Genomic DNA, 21,237 nt, shown 5'->3' on the forward strand with positions numbered 1-21,237 from the left:
CGGTTCAGCTGGCCGTCACTGTGACGGTGACGGTGGTGGCGCCGCTGTCCGAGGCGATGATCAGCACCGGCGCGCCCGGGGCCGAGACCACGTGTCCGCCGGTGACACTGACCTGATAGCCGTCCGGATAGACGATGTTCGGCACCGAGATCTCGGTCTGGGTGCCGGCAGCGAAGTGTCCTGTACCGCTGGCCATCTCGGTGGAGTAGGTGAATTGGAAGGTGCCGTCACCGAAGGACCACGATTCCGGGGTGCCGCCCACCGCCAGCGGATACGGCTCGGACAGTTGCGTCAGGAGGTCCATGTTGATGTTGTCTTCGGTCATCGGCTGGTTCAGGTCCCAGTACCGGAGCATGGTGTAATCCCAGAACATCCAGTTGTAGCCGTAGCTGTTGGCCGCGTTGAGGGTGTCGGCGATCGAGCCGGCGTTGGTGGTTCCGCCGTACTCCGTGATCGCCACCGGCAGGTCGTATCTTGACGCGTAGTCGTCGGCGTTGCCGTGCACGATTGTCTCCCACAGCGAGCAGCCGAAGTTGCTGTCCATGAAAGCCGTTGTGGTGCAGTAGTCGTGGAACGCGAAGACGACGCGCGGATCGTCTACCTCGCCCAGGTAGGTCGGGATGGGGAGGTTGCCGGACAGCACGCTGGGTTCGATGTAGAGCGGTGTGGCCGGATCGACCGAGCGGACCGCAGAAGCCAGCAGGTTGTAGAACGGGGTCAGCTGCTGGCCTTCGAAGAACGAGCCGCCGAAGATGGTCGACAGCCATGTTGAGCCCGGCCACGGCTCGTTCATCAGCTCGTAGCCGATCACGTTGGGGTCGTCTTTGAAGTAATTCGCCACGACTTGCCACATCAGCGCGTAGTGGTTCTGCAGTCCGACGCCGTCGGGCCCGTCGGCGTTGCTCCAGAACGCATCCCAGGCGTAGTTCTCCGCGGGGCTCATGACGTAGCGGAACGGGAACGGGGTGTGGGGGTTGGGCAGGCCGCCGTCCTGTGCCGCCCACGCCGGTGCGCCATCGCCCCAGAAGGTGGTGCCGTAGTTGTCCTGGTGCATGTCGAGGACGACGCGGATGCCGTGGTTGGACAGGGTTTGCGCGGTCTGGTTGATCAGGTCCAGATACTCGTAGTCATAGACGCCGGGTTCGGGCTCGACCCCGGCCCAGATGATGCCGAGCCGCACCACGTTGAAACCGTTGGCGGCCAGCAGGGCCGCGTCTTGGTCGCTGAACCCCTCGGCGGCGGGGTAGAACGGCGGGTCCTTCACCACCTCGCCGAATCCGTGCAGGACGACGACGCGTCCGTCGTTGTCGACCAGCCAGCTGCCGGCGGTAGTGATGTCGGACAGACCCCCGGCCGGGGCGCCCTCGAGGGTTCCGAAGTGGCCGTGGTCGCCGTGGGCGCCGAGCAGGCCTCCGCCGCCGCCGGCTCCGCCGAGGGCGGGTAGATCGCGTGGGCCGCTGTAGACGCCGTCGCCGGCATCACCGCCGTGGCCGCCGCTGCTGAACAGTCCGATAGCGCTGCCGCCGTCACCGCCGTGGCCGCCGTCACCGCCGTGGCCGCCGTCGACGCCGGTGCCGCCAGCGGCGCCGTTTCCACCGTTTCCGCCGTGGCCGCCGAGGCCGAACAGCCAGCCGGCGGCGTCGCCGCCTGCGCCGCCGGACCCGCCGGCACCGCCGTTGTAGCCGAGGTCGCCCTCACCTCCGTCGCCGCCGACTCCGCCGATGCCCATCACCACCCCACCCGCGCCACCGGCACCACCGGAAGCTCCGGCACCGCCGTCGCCACCGGCCCCGCCGATGCCGAACAGCCCGCCGTGTCCGCCGTTGCCGCCGGGCGTGTGGTCTACGGTGCTGTCCCAGCCGGCGCCGCCGTCGCCGAACAGCCATCCACCGTCGGTTCCATTGACGTGCAACGGATCCCCGTCGACGCCGTCGCCGATCAGGGCGCGTCCGGTGAGCGTGAGGAACGGCTCGTTGATGAAGTTGTTGACCTGTTGGCCGATGTCGCTGTGGATCCAGGCTTCGATGCCGGTGTGGATCGGGGTGTAGATGTTGTGCTGGATCCATGCGGTCAGGTCAGCCGGGTCGTAGGCCGCCGGTCCGGCAGCTGCACCCGGGATGCTGAGTTCACCAAAGATGGTGTTCCAGTGCGCAGGGGCGAAGAAAGTCTCCCAGGCGGTGGGGGAGAGCACCGCATCCCAGTCGAGATCGTTGGTGGTGGCGTCCAGGAACGGTGCGATGGCCGCTTCGATCGCGTCGTCGAAGTCGGCCTGGGCTGACGGCGCGACGGCCAGTGGCGCCATCCCGAAGGACAGGAACGCGCCTGTGGCAGTGGCAAATCCGATGGTCCGGCCGCTCATGCGGTCTGTCATGGTGACGCGTATCTCCTAGTTTGCGGGGGTGACGGTGACGGTGATGGTGCTCGCGCCGCTGTCTGAGGCGATCACGAGGACAGGGGCGCCTGGCGCGGAGACGACGTGTCCTCCGGTGACGCTGACCTGGTAGCCGTCGGGGTATTGCAGTGTCGGTACTGAGATCTCGGTTTGAGTGCCGGCGGCGAAGTGTCCTGAGCCGTCCGTCATCTCGGTCGAGTAGCTGAAGTGGAAAGTGCCGTCCGCGAACGACCAGGAGTCCGGGGTGCCGGCGACCGCCAGCGGGTAGGGCTGAGCCAGCGTGGTCAAGGTGGCGTAGTCGACGGTGTCGTCGGTTATCGGGGTGTGTAGATCGTGGTAGCGGATCAGGGTGTAGTCCCAGAACATCCAGCTGTACCCGTACCGGTTGGCCTCGTCCAGGGTGTCGTTGATCGAGCCGGTGTTGGTGGATGCGCCGAACTCGGTGATCGCTACCGGCACATCGTATTTCGATGCGTAGGCGTCGGCGTAGCCCTGCACGATCGTCTCCCACAGCGAGCAGCCGAAGTCGGTGCCCAGCAGGGCCGTCATGGTGCAGTAGTCGTGGAACGCGTAGACGACGTTCGAGTCGTCCACCTCGCCCAGGTACGTCGGGATCGGCAGGTTGCCGGACAGCGTGCTCGGTTCGACGTACAGCGTGGTGGTCGAGTCGACGGAGCGGATCGCCGAAGCCACCTGGTCGTAGAACGAGGTGAGCTGCTGGCCTTCGAAGAACGAGTTGCCGAAGATGGTCGACAGCCATGTCGAGCCCGCCCACGGTTCGTTCATCAGCTCGTAGCCGACCACGTTCGCGTCGTCTTTGAAGTAATGCGCAACGGCTTGCCACATCTGGGCGTAGTGGTTCTGCAATCCGACGCCGTCGGGCGCGTCGGAGTTGCGCCAGAAGGCATCCCAGACGTGGTTCTCCGCCGGGTTGAGCGCGTAAGTCCACGGCCAACCGGTGTCGGGATCGGGCATCCCACCGGTCTGCACCGCCCAGTCCGGGGCACCGTCGCCGTAGCCCAGGGGGCCACCGAGTCCGGCGGCGTAAAGGTCCTGGTGCATGTCGAGCACGGTGTAGATGCCGTGGTTGGACAGCGTCTGAATGGTCTGGTTGATCGCGGCGAGGTAGTCGTAGTCGATGACGCCGGGCCGGGGCTCCACGCCTTCCCAGAGGATGCCGACCCGCACCACGTTGAAGCCGTTGGCGGCCAGCAGCGCCGCGTCGGCATCGCTGAACCCCTCGTTCTCAGCGGCGGGATAGAACGGCGCCCGCTTGTTCACCTCGCCGAACCCGTGCAGGACGACCACTCGCCCGTCGTTGTCGGTGATCCAGGCGCCGGTGGTGCCGAGGTCAGCGACGCCGCCGGGTGGCAAGCCCTCCAGGGCGCCGAACTGCCCGTGCGTACCGTGGGTGCCCAGTAGCGAGCTGCCGTTGCCGCCGGCTCCGCCGAGCGCGGGCAGCTCGCGGCCACCGGTGTACACGCCGTCGCCGGCGTCGCCACCGGCGCCACCGCTGCCGAACCATCCGGTCGCGCTACCGCCGTCACCGCCGTAGCCACCGACACCACTGTCGCTGTCACCGCCGTCGCCACCGTCACCGCCGATGCCGATCAGCCATCCGCTGTCACCGCCGTGGCCACCGATGGCGCCTGCGCCGCCGTCACCGCCGGCCCCTCCGGTGCCGAAGAGCCCGGCTGCGCCGCCGTCACCGCCGGCGACGCCGGCTTCGGTGCTGTCCCAGCCGGCGCCGCCGTCGCCGAACAGCCATCCACCCGGGGTGCCGTCGGGGATCGCTGCCGTTCCGTCGACGCCGTTGCCGATCACCAGCGAGCCGAACACCGTGTTGATCACGTCGTTGACCGACTTGCCGAAGTCGCTGGTGATCCAGGCCTGCATACCGGCGTGCATCGGGGTGTAGAGGTATTGCTGCACCCAGCCGGCCAGGTCTGCCTGATCGAAGCTGGCCGTTCCGGGTACCGCGAGGGCACCCAGTTCGGCCAGCACGCCGTCCCAGTGCTCCGGGGCCAGGAAGGTGTCCCAGGCGGTGGGGGAGAGCACGGCGTCCCAGTCGAGGGTGTTGGTGTTGGTGTCCACGAAGGGTGCGATGGCTGCTTCGATCACGTCGTCGAAGTCGGCCTGGGCCGCGGGCGCAACGGCCAGTGGTCCCAACCCGAGGGTCACGAACGCGCCGGCACTGACCCCGAGACCGATCAGGCGATGTCGTGCCGTGCACAACCGGTGAGTACGCGTGGCGGAACGCTGACGAGTCATTGCCGATACCCCTGGCGACGTAACTTCTCAGGTAGCCGTGACCCTGAGCAGGAATTCTAATAATTCCCTGCGTCAAGCCTGGCAATTGGCAGCCCTGAAGTGAAACACCAAACCGCCGCCTCATTGACAACGCAGGCGTGCTGAATCAGGTGGTGGTCGGCCTGTTCTCCATGGTGTGAACGAGCTCGGACTCTCGGTCCCGCACCGCGAGCGCGGTGTGGAGGAACTGGGTGACCAGGGGCGAGCGTTCGTCACGGTGCCAGGCCAGGGCGATCGCCGAGCCAGGCCAGTCGTTGATCTCGAGGAATTCCACCCCGGGCATCGGCATGTGGTGCATGACCACTGCGCTGGTGACCGCGATAGCCGCGCCGGCCGCGACCAGCTGTGCTTCCTCGGTGATCGAGTTGATGGGAACGAAGCGGGCCTTGGTTGACTCGTCGCGCGCCGCCTCCAGGCACCAGAAAGCGCGATAAGCCTCGTCAAGGGTGTCCCCATTGGTGATCGGATCGGCGACGAGTTCCCGCGCGGACACCGAACCCCGTCCGACGAGGTGGTGCGAGCTCGCCACCATCGCCACGACCGGATCGACGAACAAAACCTCCGTCTCGATATTGGGGATGCCCTTCGGCAGGCGCACGAACGCCACGTCAGTGGCACCTGATGCCAGGCCTGCCGAGGAGTCGTGGACCGGGAACTCTTGCATCTCAACGCTGACATCGGGGTGGCGTTCCGCGAACTCGGACAGGATGAATGGCGTCAGTTCGAGGGCGGCGCCGGGGACGTAGCCCAACCGCAGCGTGCCGGCCAGCCCGCGTGCGGCCCGGCGGGCGGCAGACGCGGCCTCGTCGAGAGCAGTGAGCGCGGTACGCGCTCCCTCCAGGAAGGCTTCGCCCGCGGGCGTCAATGTCACCTTGCGGGTGGTTCGCTCCAGCAGCTTGGCGCCGACCAGGTTCTCGAGCTCTTTGATCTGGCGGCTGAGGGCCTGCTGGGCCAGGTGCACGCGTTCCGCGGCCTTGCTGAAGTGCAGCTCTTCGGCCACCGCCACGAAGTAGCCCAGCTTGCGGGTGTTGATCTCGATGGGGCTAAGCATAGCCCGGACGGGTTGTGGCGGGCGTCACACTCCGCCGGTCGGGCTACCGGCAGCCCCGGTCACCGTGACGGTGACGGTGGTGGCGTTGTCTTCCGAGGCGATGATCAGCACCGGCGCGCCGGGGGCCGAGACGACGTGCCCGCCGGTGACGGAGACTTGATAGCCGTCCGGGTACTGGATGGGCGGTACTGAGATTTCGGTCTGGGAGCCGGCGGCGAAGTGTCCTGTGCCGCCGGCCATCTCGGTGGAGTAGCTGAGCTGGAAGGTGCCGTCTGTGAACGACCACGACGTCGGGGTGCCGGCAATGGCCTGCGCGTAGGGCGCCGACGTGGCTTCCAGCCTGGCCCAATCGACATTGTCACCGACGGGTGGCTTACTCGGGTCGAAGACCAGCGCATTGCCCGGGGCGGTGCCGGTGATGGCGGGTACCCCGTTGTAGGCCCACTGCGACCAGCCCCACATGCGCTGGTCGGCGGCGTTCATCACCATGACGGCCTCCGCAGCGCCGTTTCCGGATCCGAACTCCGAGATGAGGCCGGGCACGCCGTACTTGCTCGTGTACGCCTCGCCGTTCTCGGCCAGTAGCTCGATGTATCCCGGGCACAGTGGCGAGAAGGCTGCGCTGATGCTGGTCAACATGCAGTAGTCGTGGAAGGCGAAGACGCCGTGCGGGTCGTCGACCTCACCCAGCTGGGTCGGTACCGCCTCGTTGAACAGGGTGTTGGGCTCGTAGATCAACGGTGTGGTCGGGTCGACGGACCGGATCGCCGCGCTCACCTGGTTGTAGAACGGGGTCAGCTGTTGAGCTTCATAGAAGGAATTACCGAATATCGTTGACAACCAAGTAGATCCGGCCCAGGGCTCGTTGATGATCTCGTAGCCGGCGATGTTGGGATCGTCCTTGAAGTAGTCGGCGACGGCTTGGGACATCCGCGCGTAGTGGTTCAACAGACCTACTCCGTCAGGACCCTTGGCGTTGGACCAGAACATGTCCCAGGCGTGATTCTGCGCGGGGTTGAGTGCGTAGTTGAGTCCGAATCCGATGTCGGGGTTGGGCAGTCCGCCGGTGTAGGTAGCCCACTCCGGTGCGCCTTCTCCGCCGAAGACGGGGCTGAAGTCGTCTTGGTGGAAGTCGATGATGCTGACGATGCCGTGGTTGGCCAGGATCTGCACGGTCTGGTTGATCGACGCCAAGTAGTTGTAGTCGATGACTCCCGGCTGTGGTTCCACTCCCGCCCAGATGACGCCCAGCCGTACCGAGTTGAAGCCGTTGGCGGCCAGGAACGCCGCGTCGTCGTCGCTGAACCCGCCGGCCGAGGGCTCGTATGGCGGAATCTTGTAGACCTCGTTGAATCCGTGCAGGTTGAGGACCCGGCCGTCTGCGTCGGTGATCCACGTGCCGGCCGTGGTGATCCCGGCGACGGCTGCCGGGGCGCCGTCGAGGGTGCCGTAGTGGCCGTGGTCGCCGTGGGTGCCGAGCAGCATGCTGGCGTTGCCGCCGGCGCCGCCGAGGGCGGGGAGGTCTCCGGGGCCGGTGTAGGTGCCGTCGCCGGCGTCGCCGCCGGTTCCGCCGTTGCCCATCAGCCAGCCGCCGCTGCCGCCGTCTCCGCCGTTGCCGCCGAGGCTACCGTCTGCACCGTTGCCTCCGGTACCGCCGTTGCCGAACATGCCGGCGTTACCTCCGGCGCCGCCCATGCCGTCGGATTCGGTGTTGTTCCAGCCATTTCCGCCGTCGCCGAAGAGCCAGCCGCCGTCGGTGCCATCGGGACGTTCGGCGGTGCCGTCGGCGCCGTCGCCGATCAGGGCGCGGCCGGTGAGGGCGAGGAAGGGTTGGTTGATGAGGTTGTTGAGTTGTTGGCCGAGGTCGCTGTTGATCCAGTCTTCGATGCCGGTGTGGATCGGGGTGTAGAAGTACTGCAGCAGCAGGGTGTTGGGGTCGGCGACCGCGGGGCCGGCCAGGGCGGAGCCCAGTTCGGCCAGGGCGGTGTCCCAGTGGGCGGGCGCGAGGAAGGTGTCCCAGGCCGTCGGGGAGAGCACCGCGTCCCAGTCGAGGTTGTTGGTCGTGACATCGAGGAAGGGCGCGAAGACTGCGTCGAGCGCATCATCGAAGTCGGCCTGGGCGGCGGGCGCTGCGGCCAGTGGCGTCAGCCCGAAGGTCAGGACCGCCCCTGCGGCGGCGGCAATGCCGGCTACCTGACTGGTCATGTGTCCATCTCCAAGTTGCGGCAACCTGTGTAAAACATGTACGCAAGCAGAAATTTAGCCCTACCTACTGGCGCGTAACTTAAGAATCGTCAAAATCGACCAGAGGTCGCGGCCCGGTGCTGTGAGCTTCGGGACCGCGTTAGGCTGACCCGACATGTCTGAACCCCAATCGCAACCCGCACCGCTGTTCTTCGAGCGCGGTGCCAGCTGGTATTGGGTGCTGTTCGGCCCGATCTCGGCGGGACTGCTGGTGCTGATCCAGAACTCCGGCGGCTACGGCTTTCAGCCCTTGGTTCCTACCGTGCTGTTGGTACTGGTCTCGACGATGCTCGCCATCCAGGTGAAGGCTGCGCGTATCCACACTTCCGTCGAGCTGACGGCAGACACGTTGCGGCAGGGCACCGAAACCCTCCGGGTCGCCGACATTTTGGCGATCTACCCCGAGGCGCCGCGGCCCGTCGGCTGGGGGAAGCAGGAACCGCAGAAGTGGCAGGAATCGCGAGCGCTGGGCGAGCTGAGCGGCGTGCCCCGCCGCCGGGTGGGCGTCGGGTTGAGGCTGGCCGGGCGGCGCACGGTGCAGGCCTGGGCGCGTGATCATCGCAGGCTTCGGGCCGCCCTTAGCGAGCTGATTCCCGAGACGGTGCCGCCCGGTGGTCCTGCTGACACCGACGTCGAGGACGGATCGTCCTGGTGAGGACCGTCCCGCTTCTCCGGGCCCTGTTCGAGCTGGTCTTGGCCGCCGCCGCGGCGGTGGGCTGCGCGATGGCCTGGCTGCAGGTGCGTTATGTGGTGATGGTCGCGCCGGTCATCGACGGCGAACCGGCTACCGCCTCGGTGGCCTACCACCCCCGGATGCTGCTGCTGGCGTGGATGTTGGCGACGGCCGCCGGGGTGCTGGTGGTGGTCGGCGCGGCGCGTCTGTGCCGCGTCCGTCGCGCCCGGATTTCCTAGATACCCCATGGGGGTATAGTCGTCGGGGTGATCACCACCGACCTCGAACTGCGGGGAATGACTTGTGCGTCGTGCGCGGCGCGGGTGGAGCGCGGCCTGAACGCGCTTGACGGGGTGCATGCCACGGTGAACTTCGCGGTCGAACGGGCCCGCGTCGAACACGATCCGAACGTCTCGGCCACGGACCTGGTGCGCGCCGTAGAGAACACCGGTTATCAGGCCATCGTGGCCGGCTCGGCCGATGAGCATCAGGGCGAGCACGTCTCCGAACATGCCGACGTGCTCGCCGGACAACTGCGCTCCCGGCTGGTCGTCTCGGCGGTGCTGGCCGTGCCCGTGGTGGCGCTGTCGATGGTGATGGCCTGGCAGTTCAGCGGCTGGCAGTGGCTGGTGTTCGCGCTGACCACCCCGATCGTGGCGTGGGGCGGCTATCCGTTCCACCGCGCCGCATTGCGCAGTGCTGTGCACCGCGCCGCCACCATGGACACCCTGGTCTCGTTGGGCACGTGGGCGGCATATCTGTGGTCGGCGGTTGCGGTCTTCACCGGCGCGGGCCACGTGTATTTCGAGGTCGCGGCCGTCGTCACGGTCTTCCTGCTGGCCGGCCGCTACGCCGAATCGCATGCCAAGCGTTCGGCGGGCGCGGCATTGCGGGAACTGCTGGAACTCGGCGCCAAGGACGCCGCGGTCATGCGGCGAGAAGAGGGCGTATTGACGGAGCTCCGGGTGCCGATAGCTGACCTGCGGGTGGACGACGTCATCGTGGTCCGGCCGGGGGAGCGGGTCGCCGCCGACGGCGTGGTCATCGACGGAGCCACGGCCCTGGACACCTCGGCGATGACCGGCGAATCGTTGCCGGTGGACGTCGCCGACGGCGACACGGTGCTGGGCGGTTCTCTCAATACCACCGGACTGGTGCTGGTCCGCGCCACCAAGGTCGGCGCCGACACCCAGCTGGCCCGGATGGCGAAGATGGTCGCCGACGCCCAGGCCGGCAAGGCATCGGTACAGCGGCTCGCCGATCGGGTCTCGGCCGTGTTCGTGCCCGCGGTGCTGGGGATTGCCGCGCTCACTCTGACCGGCTGGCTGCTGACCGGCGCATCGGTCGCGGCGGCGTTCACCGCGGCGGTCGCCGTGCTGATCATCGCCTGCCCCTGTGCGCTGGGACTGGCCACGCCGACCGCCATCCTGGTCGGCACCGGCCGCGGCGCGCAGCTCGGGATTCTGATCAAGAACCCCCAGGTTCTGGAGGCCGTCAAGGACATCGACACCGTCGTGCTGGACAAGACGGGCACGGTCACCACCGGCGTGATGGCCGTCGGCGGTCTCGCAGTCGCCCGCGGCGAGGACCCGAACACGGTGCTGGGCCGGGCCGCCGCCGTCGAATCGGCGTCCGAGCACCCGATCGCCGCGGCCATCGTCGCCGGAGCCACTGCCGGCGGCCTGGAGATCGGCCGGGTGACCGAGTTCGCCAGCCGGCCCGGCCACGGTGTGGCCGGGGTGGTCGACGGCGTACGGGTCGAGGTCGCTCGGTCGGCCGCCGCGCACGAAACTGGGACGGCCGTCGAGGTCTCCTGGGACGGTCGGGCCCGCGGGACGATCACCCTGACCGACACCGTGCGGCCCACCAGCGCAGCCGCGGTGGCCGAGCTCAAGGCCATGGGAATCACCCCGATGCTGCTGACCGGCGACGGTGCGGCGGTGGCGCGCATGGTGGCCGGCGAGGTGGGGATCGATCCGGCCAACGTCATCGCCAACGTGTTGCCCGCGGACAAGGCCGAGGCCGTCACGCGGCTGCAGGACCAGGGTCGTCGGGTGGCCATGGTCGGCGACGGCGTCAACGACTCGGTGGCGCTGGCCACCGCCGATATCGGGATGGCGATGGGAACCGGCACCGACGCCGCCATCGAGGCGGGTGACGTGACGCTGGTGCGCGGTGACCTCGGCACGGTTCCGACGGCGCTGCGGCTGTCCGCGCGCACGCTGCGAATCATCCGGCAGAACCTGGTCTGGGCGTTCGGCTACAACATCGCGGCGATCCCGCTGGCGGCGGCCGGGTTGCTCAACCCGATGATCGCGGGCGCGGCGATGGCGGCCTCGTCAGTTCTCGTGGTGACGAATAGCCTGCGCCTTCGACGTTTCGCGCGGTAGGGTCCGGAAAAGTCGAACAGGGGGTTTGCTCTATGTATGCACGCAACGTTTCTCATGGTGTGATCGCCAAGGCCGGGGCGGTGTGCGCCGGTCTGGCCGCGTTTGCTCTGGCGGTGTCCGGGCCGGCCGGTGCGGATCCGGCCAATCCCGACCCGTTCAGCCCCAGCGACTGCATCGCCAACGCGAGTGCGGTCTGCAACGTCGGTCCCTACGGCCCCGACAGCCTGACCAATCCGGCCAACATCAACAGCCCGCTGAACCCGGCGAACCCGGACAACCCGGCCAATCCGATGAACCCGGCGAACCCGGACAGCCCGATGAACCCGATGAATCCGGCTAATCCGGCCAGCCCGATGAACCCGCTGAATCAGGCCTGACCCGGCCGGGCGGCAGCGGCGCCCGGCGCAATCACGAATCCAGCCAGGCCAATTGGGCGGGAAGCTGCTCCCGCCAATAGGACACGTCGTGACCTCCGGGGGAAAAGCCGCCTGCCGGAGGCGGATTCAGTTGACCGATGAAGCTTTTGGTCGCATAAGCGAAGCTGTCCGAAGTCCCGCAGTCGACTCGCAGCGGGAACGGGGCCAGTCGCGGCGCCAGGGTGAAAACTGAGTTCGTTCGCCAGTCGTCGACGCTGTCGAATGCGCCGGCGGGCGCACCGAAATAGGTCATGTAGATCGCCGGGCTGATGGCACAGATCCCGGCGGTGCGCGACGGACCCAGGCGGGTGCCCAGCTGCAGCGCGCCGTAGCCGCCCATCGACCAGCCCATGAACCCGACTCGCGTGGTGTCGATGCCCTTCTCCGCTAGCATCGGGATCAGCTCACCCAGCACCATCGCACCGGAGTCCTCACCGGAGCTGTGCCGGCGCCAGTAGGTGTTGCCGCCGTCGACGGCCACCACCGCAAACGGCGGTCGGCCTGCTGCGGTCAGCTTCGCCAGCTCCTCTTCCACGCCCAGATCCATCACCCAGGCCGCGTCGCCGTCCTTGCAGTGCAGGGCGATCACCGGCCGCAGCGGAGCAGTCTGTCCCGGTGGGCGGGCGATGATCCAGTTGGTCTCCACGCCGCCACGGGCCGCCGAGACGAACGACCCGGATTCCCGGGTCGGATAGCTATTGCCGGTCGCCCGCGACTCGGACGGGTGTCGCCCCACACCCATTCCGAACAGGCCAGCAGCCCCCGCGGCACCGACCCCGAGGCGCAAAGCAGCCCGGCGGGTCACATCTGCCATGTACAGCATCATCGCGTGGCCGCGTGCTCGGGTTGGCCCGGCACGCCGCGGGATTGATCAGGTTGATGCCGGTTCGTTAGGAACGTCGGGAACAGGTGGGCGGCCGAACTGCCGACGGAACGCGTCCACGGTGTAGCTGACGACCGTCGCCTCATGCGGGGCGCGGACCGTGGCCGAGCGGGGGATCCGCACCATGGGTCCGAGCTGGCCGGCGTATTGGTCCGGTTTGCCGATCTTGAGCAGCCCGTCGCCGGTGCCGGCCGAGTCCGGGGCGATCTCGACCTCACCTTCGGTGACGACGTAGATCAGGTCCTCGACGGTGCCCTGCTCCAGCAGCACCGAGCCCGGACCGAGCAGGACCGGCGCCTGTTGGGGACGCGCCGGCGCGGCCGTCGGCGACAGCTGGATGACGATGTCGGCCAGCGGCACGATCCGGGTGTCGTGGGTCGCGACCACCACGACACGGTCACCGGCCGCCAGCACCCGTAGTAGTTGTACGACTTCGCCGGCCCGGACGTAGTCCAGTTGTGCGGTGGGTTCGTCGGCCAGGATCAGCGGCGGATCCAGGGCCAGGGCGCGCGCCACCGCCACCCGCTGCTGTTGGCCGCCACTGAGTTGCCCGGGGTGGTGCGAAACCCGGTCTGCCAGGCCAACCCGTGACAGCAGATCCCGGGCGCGTTCTTGGGCGGACCACTGGGTCCAGCCGGCCGCCCACATCGGCACCATCACGTTCTCCAGCGCGGTCAGACTCGGCACCAGATTGAACGCCTGGAAGACGATGCCGACGGTGCGCCGCCGGTAGGACGTGATGTCGCGCCGGCTCAGTCCGGTCACGTCGGTGGCGCCGAAGTGGATCTGACCGCTGGTCGGGCTCAAGATGCCGCCCAGGCACGACAGCAGCGTGGTCTTGCCGCAGCCGCTGGGACCCAGCACCACCACCAGCGAGCCGGCCGGGACATCCAGGCTCAGGCCGTGGATGGGACGGATCGGCTCCCCGCCGCCGGTGGCGTATTCGATGACCAGATCACGGATCTGCAAGTCCCCCATGAGCTACGGTCCCCCGAACGCCAGCACCGGGTCGACGGCCACCGCGTGCCGCAGACCCGCCAGACTGGCCAGCAGGCCGATCCCCACCGCGGTCAGGACCAGCAGTGCGAACGATGAGCCGGTCACCGCCACCAGCATCGGGAACAGCGGCCCGATCGACACCGCCAAGACGCCACCGAGCACCGCCGCGGCCACCGCGACGATCACCGCCTGCAGTGCCAGCCCGGCCAGCACCATCCAGGTCGTGACGCCCAACGCCTTGAACACCGCGAAGTCGCGGGTGCGTTCCAACGCCGACAGGTAGATCAGCGAGCCCACGATCAGCCCAGCGACCCCCCACAGCAGCACCGACATATAGGACAGGGCCATCTGCGCGCCCGCCAGCGGGCGAACCATGTCGTCGACGGCGGCGGCCCGGTCGACCACCCGGTAGCCCTTCGGCACGTGCTCGGGCGTGCCCCGCACGCCGATCGCGGAGGCCACTGGCTGACCCGAAAACATCAGGCGTTGAGCGCCCGCCACGGTCACGAAGCCATTGGGTTGGCCGGCCAGCGTGGTCGACTTCTCCACCAGGCCGACGATCCGCAGCTTGTCCGCGCCCAGTTCGATCTCGTCGCCGACGGCGCGCTTGAGCGTGGTCGACATCGCGATCTCGTTGGGTTCGGTCGGAGCCCGACCCGCAGTGAGCGGCGGCATCGCGGCCTTGGGCACACCGTAGATATTCACGTTCAGCGGCGCCTTGCCGTCCTGCAGGATGGTGTTGCCGTAGACCACCGGCAGCGCCGCCTCCACGCCGGGAATGCGGGCGACGTCGCCGGCTTCGGCCTGCGGGAAGCGCGACGAGCCCATGAACGGCCCTACCGCAGCCGTCTGGATCAGGTAGCCGTCGATGTTCAGTGAGTCGACGACGTGCTCCGCCTCGACCCGGAACCCATGGGTCAGCCCGGCCAGCACCAGGGTCAGGGCGAACACCATTGCGGTGCCCACCGCGGCAACGATGAATCGGCGCAGTCGCCACTGCAGATCGCGAAACGCGGTGATTAACATCCGCACGCGCGCATGTTATCGCAGCGTGCGCGTGTGACCGTCATCTCGGCGCGAGGCCGGACGGGCCTCCGCAAATCCGGAATGCCCGGTCAACTGCTCGCTTCTTCAGCTACAAATACACACACGCGCTTTCATGCGCCCGGTGTACGCCCCAGGGAGGGGGTCAGTGATGAATTACGCTGCCCTGCCACCGGAGATCAACTCGTTGCGTCTGTACACCGGGCCGGGCTCCGCCCCGATGCGCGCCGCCGCCGCTGCGTGGGGCGGACTCTCCGCCGAACTGCACTCGGCGGTCGCCTCGTACGAGTCAGTGACAGCTGAGCTGACGGCTCAGGCCTGGCTGGGGCCGGCCTCGGAGGCGCTGACTCGGGCCGCGGCGCTGTATGCGGCATGGATGACCGCCACCGCGGCACAGATCGACCAGACGACGGCGCAGGCGAACGCGGCGGCCGCGGCCTACGAGGCGGCGCACAGCGCGACGGTGCCTCCCTCGGTGGTGGCGGCCAACCGAGCCCGATTGCTGCTGCTGATCGCCACCAATGTCTTGGGCACCAACACCGCGGCGATTGCCGCCAACGAGGCCGAATACGGCGAGATGTGGGCCCAGGATGCGGCCGCAATGTACGCCTACGCCGCGGCGTCGGCCGCTGCCACCGGGCTCGCACCCTTCCAGAAGCCACCGCAGACAAGCAATCCCGCCGGACCGGCCAGTCAAGCTGCCGCGGTCGGGACCGCCGAGGCCACCTCGTCGTCGTCGGACGTCCAGTCCCTGCTCAGCCAGCTGGCCTCGGGGATCTTCGGCTCGCCGAACAGCTCGCTGTTACAGACGGCGGCGGCCACGCTGCCCGGGATCGCGCAGGGCCCCGAGGACCTGCTCGTGTGGCCGAGCCTGTCCGATCTGTTGGGCGTCAGCGCGGTGTCGATGCTCTCGGTGGTGATGTCTGCCGGCGCCTGGGCGGCGGGCGACGCCAGCACCCGGGAGATCCTGTCCGAGCAGGATCAGTTGCAGCTGGTGGAGTACGAGATCCTGCGCAACATCGACCTGTTCTCCCCGCTGACCCCGTCGCGGCCGATGGTGCCGGGTGTGTCGGCGACGTCGGCGGCGATGGGCGAGGCGATCACCGCCGGGAACCTGTCGGTGCCGATCAACTGGGCGGCCAACGCCCCGGAGATCCGGAGCCTGTCCTACACCAAGCCGCTGGCCGGCCCGGGGTTCGGCGGTGCCCCGCCGGCCTCGCTGGGCGCTGCTGGCACCGCGTTCAGCCAGATGGCGCTGGCGGGCATGGGGGGTAGCGCCCTGGCGGGCTCGGTCAGCCGCGGCCGCGGGGGCGCCGACGCGGAATCGTCGGCCAGGGTTGCGATGCCGCAGCGCGCGGCGGGCGAATCAGCGGCGGATTCGCCAACCGGTGATACCGAGGGCGCCCCCGGTCCGTCGATGATGGGCATTGCCGCGGAGATCCGCGAATTCGCTGATCTACGCGACCGTGGCTTGATCACCAACGACGAGTACAACGAACAGAAGATGCGCCTGCTGGGGCGTTAAAGCGATTCCGCATTTGCGGCTATTTTTCCGGCGAAATACCGCCCTTGTGGCTCCAAGTCTCGGTGGTTAAGCTCCCGCTCACGCAGTTGTTGTCCGGGGGTCAGGTGAAGGGGCGGGGAATGTTCATTGGCGGTCGCAAGGGGCGTCTCAGCAGGAACCGTCACGCCGTCGCCTCGGCGACCACGGTGGGGGCATGCTTGGCGCTGGGGGTGGTGCCCGCGGCACCGGCGAGCGCCGACTTCGACGACCTGTTCGGGTTCGATCAGCTTTTCGACCCCGCGAGCTTGGGAGCCTCGGCGTTGCCCGAGCCGGTCGATGCCACCGATGCGCTGGATCTTTCGCAGGTGGTGGGCAACGACATCTACACCTGGGCATCGGTGGTCGAGGTCGTGTTCGCCGGTCTGTTCCAGAACCAGCTCTACGCGACCGTTCACGACCTCGGTGAAATGTGGATCCAGGGCCCGGGGGCGTTGCTGGATCCGATCATCAACCCGCTGTTCGCCATCGATGGTGCCTGCGGCCTGATCTGCAACGGCGTGAATGGCACGGCGGATCACCCCGACGGTGGCGACGGCGGCTGGCTGTTCGGCGACGGTGGCAGCGGCTACAACCCGGGCGCCTCCGAAGACAACGAGGCCGGCGTCAACGGCGGGGACGGCGGCGACGCCAAGATGATCGGCAACGGCGGCTGGGGCGGCGATGGCGGGGCCAGTGCCAACGGCGGCGTCGGCGGTGTCGGCGGCTGGTTGATGGGCAACGGCGGTGACGGCGGCTGGGGTGGTGACGGGCTGGACAGCATCTCGGGCACTGCCGGCAACGGCGGTGCCGGCGGGCTCGGTGGCGACGCCATCTCGCTGTTCGGGGCGGGTGGACGCGGGGGCGACGGCGGTGACGGCGGCTGGGGCAACGCCGGCGGCGACGGCGGCAACGGGGGCGCCGCCGGCGACGGCGGCAATGCGGTGGCCGGCTTCGGGGGCCCGGGTGGCTCCGGAGGCTACGGCGGCAACGGCGGCGCGGGCACCGCCGAGCACCCGGGCGGCGGTAACGGCGGCGATGGCGGGGCCTCCGGAAACGCCGGCAACCTGATGATCATGGGCAATGCCGGACCCGGCGGTTTCAGCGCTCCCGGCGGCAACGGCGGCGACGGCCTCGCCGGGTCAGCCCAGGGCAATGGCGGCAACGGCGGCCGCGGCGGCGACAGCGGCTCCGGCGGCTACGGCGGCAACCCGAGCCACGCTCGCGCCGGCGGTGCCGGTGGCAACGGCGGGGCAGCGGGATCGCCCACTGCCAGCGCAGGCAATGGCGGTGATGGTGGCAATGGCGGTGACGGCATGCTCGGCCATCCCAACGGAGGTGAAGCCGGCGGAGGTGGCGCGGGCGGGACCGGTGGTGCCGGTGGCGCGGGAACGGCCGCTCATCCCGACGGCGGAGCCGGCGGGAAGGGCGGAAACGGGGGCAATGCCGGAGACGGTAACGCCGCGGCGGCCGGTGGGGCCGGGGGCATCGGAGGCGCCGGTGGTGCGAAGGCCGGGAGCGGATCGGTCGGGCCCGGCGGCCCTGGAGGCAACGGCGGTGATGGCGGGCAGGGGGTCCCGGGTGGAGCGGCCGGCAAGGCTGGTAGCGGTGGTGCCGGTGATCCGAACGGTGCTGCCGGCCAGCCGGGGAGTCCCGGCGAGTCCTACGGCTAGCCGATTGGCTGCTGGGCGCGCAGCCGCACTCAGGTGAGCTGATCCGGGTCTTCGGGAGTCTCCCAGGTGTGCGGCAACATCGGTACGGGCGGGCCCGCGGCGCTCTCGGATAGGGTGGTCAATCCGGTTACCGCAGAACCTTTTTCATGGCGAACCGTGCCCGGGAACCCCATCTGTCCCGCGCCGTGTTGTGCGGCAGCAGTGTCCGCCGAGTCGAGGTATTCGTAGCGGTTGCCGGGATCGGTGAGGGCCTTGCGTTGCCGTTTGCGGCGTACCTGGCTGGCGGGAACGGCGGCCGCCGACACCGCCTCGGCCGCATCGCGGCGCTGACCCTGCGCAGGAGTGCTCAAGCGCACTTTCATCCGCGCCCCGCTGGCCGGGCCGCCGCCCACCAGGTACGGGACGAACGCTGCCTCGGTGCCGGTGAACGGCGGCGGAGGAGGCGGGGCACCGGCGACGGTGGCGGCCGGGGTCAGCGTCGGCGGGGCCATGGCGGGGGGAGCCGCCGGGGCCGGCGCCGGCGGAGCCGACAATGCCGGTAGCGCAGCGGCAGCGGGCACGGGCTGAGGTGGATTCAGGGCGGGCAGCGCCGGCGCGGCGGGCGCGGTGATGCCCGCCAAGCCGGCCAACCCGGTGACACCGACGAATGCGCTCAGCGGTGACATGGGTGCCACCAAGCCGAGCATGGTCTCGGTCAGCGCCGTGACGGCCGGCGCCATCCCGAGCACGATCTCGCCCGCGTAGTGGGGAGCGATCGTCATCAGCACGGGATCGCTGATCAGGCTGGTGAGCGGGTTGTTGCTGGACAGGTCGGCTTGGATGGCCTCGTTGATCTCGGCGATCCGAGTGGTCCACCAGCTCTCCTGATAGATGTTGCCGAAGTCCTGGGTGGGCGCTTGGCCGGTCCGGTGGTGGTGGTCGCGATGTGTTGGGGTGTTGGGATTGAGCACCGTCGGCGCGGTCGACGCCGCCGGTGACGACGCCACCGCGGCTCCGGCCACCTCCTGATACGTCGACATGGTGGTAGCCGCCTGGACCCACATCCGGGTGTAGTCGGCCTCATTGAGAGCGATCGGAATCGCGTTGACCCCAAAGAAGTTCGTCGCTACCAGCACGGCGTGAATGGTGTGGTTGGCAGCCAGCTCGGCCAGCGTCGGCATGGCGGCCAGTGCGGAGGTGTAGGCGGTGGCGGCGGTCTGGTGCGCAGCGGCCAGCGTCATGCTGTCCGCGCCGGCCTTCGTCAGCCAGGTCAGATACGGAACATTTGCCGCCACATAGGATTCCGCGCTGGGGCCCTGCCATGATCCCGCCTGTACCGCCGAGAGCATGGTGGAAAGTTCCTGCGCCACGTCGGTGTATTCCGTGCTCAACGCATCCCACATCGCGGCGGCCGCCAGCAATGGCCCTGCGCCCGGACCACTACTCAGCAGGGCTGAGTACACCTCCGGTGGTGACGCCATCCAGATCGGCTCCGTCATTGCCGCCTTTCGCGCGGTGAATAAACGAAGCTTAAACCTCAAATCTTGGTCATTCCCTGGAAGTTTCCTCGGAATGCGGGCGTCGAATGCGGAATCGTCCGCATTTATGGAAGGGCATGTACCTTGGGAGGTTTATCGGACGGGTGGACGCACCAGAAAGCCGCTCATGATCAGACTGCGGGCCAGCTCAATCTGTTGCGTCGCGGCCAGTCCGGGAAGCTCGCCGACCCGGAACGCCTCGGTGCGCTCCGACGCAAATCGCATCGCGGCCTCGTGATCCGGGCGGGCGGTGACGATCAGCTGGGCGAACTGCAGGCCGACCCCGTCGGCCGTCGTGGTCACTCGCGAGTACAGCGGTTGTTGCTTGCGCACCCAGGTGTCGACGTCGAGCCCGACGGTGTCGCTGACCTGCCCGACGATCGGACAGCGGGCACGCCGCACCAGGAAATCCTGCATGGCGCCAAGGCCTTCCGCGAGGGAGTCGGGCGACTCGATCGCGGCCAGGCCGGCATGGATCAATGGGCCCAGGCTTACCCGCACCTGCGCGTCATCCAGGTGCTTTGCCGGTAACCGGGTGTGCACGACGTCGTCGCGCAGACTCAACAGGTGCAGGGCGTGGGTCAACAGCGTGAGCACCGTAGGGACGTGGATGCCGACGGTCAGGTGCACCGACGGTTCGCCGCCCGTCTCGGCGGAGTGCACTCGGCCTCGCGGCAGGTAAAGGGTGTCCCCAGCCTCCAGGTGCAGAGTCGTCGGCTCCGGAAGGCCGGCCGGGTCCACCTCGTACATCTGTTGCATCAGGTGTGGCGGCACCGGATCGTCGCCGTAGAAATACCAGGCCTTGCTGCCCTGGATCTGCAACACCAGTACGTCGTGGTGGTCGTAGTGCGGCAGAAAGCCGGTGGCGTCCGGCGGGGTGACATAGGCATTGACGTGGGTCGGAAAGTTCAGCTCGACCTCGACCCCGTGGGTCAGCGTCGACATGGGACGCAGGTACTTCTCGATGTTGTTGCAGATGATCGTGTAGCCGCTGGCGGCCGCGGCGCGGACCCGCGCCACGTCGAGCGTTCCGTCGGGCAGCGTGTACCGCTCGGGCTCCAGGTGATCGGCACCGCGCACGAGGCGCACCGCCGACGGCTCGGTGTCCAACGCCGCCAGCAGCTGCTTCGCCGCCGACGGCCCGGCCAGCAGCGGCTCGAAGTAGTCGGCGCGGCCCCGGCCGATGTGGTGCGGGGCGGCACCCCACAGCTCGTCCAGGAAGGCCTGCACCGTCACCGGCGCCAGCAGCCAGGTGAGCGCGGATTCCGGGGTCTCCGGAACGTCGAAGTCCGACACCGGCCTCAAGCGCGGGTGAGCAGCAAAGTGTGCGGCACCCCGGCGCGCCCGAGCAGCTGGCGCCACGGCGGCTTCAGCAGCTCGATCGCCTCCTCGGTAGGCACCACCTGCGGGTTCGTGACGGCGAACGTCTTCCCGCCGACCTTGACCCGCCCGCCATCGGCGGCCTGCAGATTCTTCACCCAGTCGCGGCCGGTTCCGTACGGAAGCAGCACCGCGACGCCGTCTGCGGTGTGGAACATCGAGACCGGGGTGCGGTAGGCCGTGCCCGAGCGCCGGCCGGTGTGCTCGACGATCGACCACATCGGCACCCAGCCGCAGATCGGGCGGAACAGCGGATTCGTCACAACCCGGTTGAACCGGGCGCGCCGGTCCGAGAACTGCACCGCTCAGCCCTGCCGGGTGAGCAGAACCGCCTGCTCGAACGGCAGCCGGGCGAAGACCCTCCGCGCTCGCGGACTCACATGCTCGGCCGCTTCTGCCTTGCTGACCACCCGCGGTTCGGTGACGCCGAAGGTCTTGCCGTGCCGGCGCATGGTGCCGCCGCCGGCAGCGGTGATGTTCTTCAGCCAGTCGCGGTCCGGGCCATAAGTCAGCAGAATGGCCACCCCGTTATCGGTGCTGAACACGGTCAGGGGGGTGCGGAAGGGCTTGCCGGAGCGCCGGCCGACGTGCTCGAGAATTCCGAACGTCGGCGCCCAGCCTGCCCACATTCGCTGGATCGGGTTGGTGACATGCCGGTTGAAACGGGCCAGCCGCTGCGGTAGTTGCATAACTGTCATCCAACTCCGGCCACCGACCCACTTCAA

Annotated in this window: 17 protein-coding genes; 6 read left to right on the plus strand and 11 right to left on the minus strand. The window is 68.6% G+C overall.

Features of this window, described 5'->3' with window-relative positions; all coding sequences use genetic code 11:
• Positions 1 to 4: 4 nt before the first annotated feature.
• From ACKY0W_RS02745 to ACKY0W_RS02760, 4 genes are all read right to left on the minus strand, one after another.
• Positions 5 to 2,371: a cellulase family glycosylhydrolase gene (locus ACKY0W_RS02745; RefSeq protein ID WP_409436296.1), complete on the minus strand. Its 2,367-nt coding sequence runs from the start codon at positions 2,369 to 2,371 to the stop codon at positions 5 to 7.
• Positions 2,372 to 2,386: 15 nt separating this feature from the next.
• A complete protein-coding gene (locus ACKY0W_RS02750; RefSeq protein WP_409436297.1) occupies positions 2,387 to 4,663 on the minus strand; it encodes a cellulase family glycosylhydrolase in 2,277 nt (758 codons plus the stop codon).
• 145 nt (positions 4,664 to 4,808) lie between these two features.
• Positions 4,809 to 5,753, minus strand: coding sequence for a LysR family transcriptional regulator (locus ACKY0W_RS02755; protein WP_409436298.1), 945 nt, complete (start codon positions 5,751 to 5,753; stop codon positions 4,809 to 4,811).
• A 24-nt stretch (positions 5,754 to 5,777) separates the two neighbouring features.
• Entirely contained in the window at positions 5,778 to 7,958 is a 2,181-nt protein-coding gene (locus tag ACKY0W_RS02760) for a cellulase family glycosylhydrolase (protein ID WP_409436299.1), read from the minus strand.
• 154 nt (positions 7,959 to 8,112) lie between these two features.
• On the opposite strand from ACKY0W_RS02760, the gene ACKY0W_RS02765 reads away from it, so the two are divergent.
• From ACKY0W_RS02765 to ACKY0W_RS02780, 4 genes are read left to right on the plus strand one after another with little or no spacing between them, the layout of a single operon-like run.
• Positions 8,113 to 8,652 (plus strand): hypothetical protein, encoded by a 540-nt coding sequence (locus tag ACKY0W_RS02765; protein ID WP_409436300.1) that lies wholly within the window; start codon positions 8,113 to 8,115, stop codon positions 8,650 to 8,652.
• Positions 8,649 to 8,909, plus strand: coding sequence for a hypothetical protein (locus tag ACKY0W_RS02770; protein ID WP_409436301.1), 261 nt, complete (start codon positions 8,649 to 8,651; stop codon positions 8,907 to 8,909). The genes ACKY0W_RS02765 and ACKY0W_RS02770 overlap by 4 nt, the downstream gene beginning before the upstream one ends.
• 57 nt (positions 8,910 to 8,966) lie before the next feature.
• A complete protein-coding gene (locus ACKY0W_RS02775; protein WP_409437623.1) occupies positions 8,967 to 11,060 on the plus strand; it encodes a heavy metal translocating P-type ATPase in 2,094 nt (697 codons plus the stop codon).
• Positions 11,061 to 11,092: 32 nt separating this feature from the next.
• Complete coding sequence (locus tag ACKY0W_RS02780) at positions 11,093 to 11,437, plus strand: hypothetical protein (RefSeq protein WP_409436302.1); 345 nt, start codon at positions 11,093 to 11,095, stop codon at positions 11,435 to 11,437.
• 31 nt (positions 11,438 to 11,468) lie between these two features.
• On the opposite strand, the gene ACKY0W_RS02785 is transcribed toward ACKY0W_RS02780, so the two are convergent.
• From ACKY0W_RS02785 to ACKY0W_RS02795, 3 genes are read right to left on the minus strand one after another with little or no spacing between them, the layout of a single operon-like run.
• On the minus strand, positions 11,469 to 12,302 hold the full coding sequence (locus tag ACKY0W_RS02785) for an alpha/beta hydrolase (RefSeq protein WP_409436303.1): 834 nt from the start codon (positions 12,300 to 12,302) through the stop codon (positions 11,469 to 11,471).
• A gap of 45 nt (positions 12,303 to 12,347) precedes the next feature.
• Positions 12,348 to 13,337: an ATP-binding cassette domain-containing protein gene (locus tag ACKY0W_RS02790; RefSeq protein WP_409436304.1), complete on the minus strand. Its 990-nt coding sequence runs from the start codon at positions 13,335 to 13,337 to the stop codon at positions 12,348 to 12,350.
• A gap of 3 nt (positions 13,338 to 13,340) precedes the next feature.
• Positions 13,341 to 14,384 (minus strand): ABC transporter permease, encoded by a 1,044-nt coding sequence (locus ACKY0W_RS02795; RefSeq protein WP_409437624.1) that lies wholly within the window; start codon positions 14,382 to 14,384, stop codon positions 13,341 to 13,343.
• A 169-nt stretch (positions 14,385 to 14,553) separates the two neighbouring features.
• On the opposite strand from ACKY0W_RS02795, the gene ACKY0W_RS02800 reads away from it, so the two are divergent.
• On the plus strand, positions 14,554 to 15,927 hold the full coding sequence (locus ACKY0W_RS02800) for a PPE family protein, SVP subgroup (RefSeq protein WP_409436305.1): 1,374 nt from the start codon (positions 14,554 to 14,556) through the stop codon (positions 15,925 to 15,927).
• 119 nt (positions 15,928 to 16,046) lie between these two features.
• The gene (locus ACKY0W_RS02805) at positions 16,047 to 17,615 is read left to right on the plus strand and encodes a PGRS repeat-containing protein (RefSeq protein ID WP_409436306.1); all 1,569 of its coding nucleotides are present in this window, start codon (positions 16,047 to 16,049) and stop codon (positions 17,613 to 17,615) included.
• Positions 17,616 to 17,644: 29 nt separating this feature from the next.
• Here the strand turns inward: ACKY0W_RS02805 and ACKY0W_RS02810 are convergent, their stop codons facing one another.
• From ACKY0W_RS02810 to ACKY0W_RS02825, 4 genes are all read right to left on the minus strand, one after another.
• Positions 17,645 to 19,093: a PPE family protein gene (locus ACKY0W_RS02810; RefSeq protein WP_409436307.1), complete on the minus strand. Its 1,449-nt coding sequence runs from the start codon at positions 19,091 to 19,093 to the stop codon at positions 17,645 to 17,647.
• Positions 19,094 to 19,225: 132 nt separating this feature from the next.
• Positions 19,226 to 20,428, minus strand: a complete 1,203-nt coding sequence (locus ACKY0W_RS02815) for a JmjC domain-containing protein (RefSeq protein WP_409436308.1) — start codon at positions 20,426 to 20,428, stop codon at positions 19,226 to 19,228.
• A 5-nt stretch (positions 20,429 to 20,433) separates the two neighbouring features.
• On the minus strand, positions 20,434 to 20,814 hold the full coding sequence (locus tag ACKY0W_RS02820) for a nitroreductase family deazaflavin-dependent oxidoreductase (protein ID WP_409436309.1): 381 nt from the start codon (positions 20,812 to 20,814) through the stop codon (positions 20,434 to 20,436).
• 3 nt (positions 20,815 to 20,817) lie between these two features.
• Positions 20,818 to 21,201: a nitroreductase family deazaflavin-dependent oxidoreductase gene (locus ACKY0W_RS02825; RefSeq protein ID WP_067967512.1), complete on the minus strand. Its 384-nt coding sequence runs from the start codon at positions 21,199 to 21,201 to the stop codon at positions 20,818 to 20,820.
• Between the last annotated feature and the right edge of the window lie 36 nt (positions 21,202 to 21,237).

Source organism: Mycobacterium sp. SMC-14, assembly GCF_046250075.1.
In the GTDB taxonomy this organism is placed as follows: Bacteria; Actinomycetota; Actinomycetes; order Mycobacteriales; family Mycobacteriaceae; genus Mycobacterium.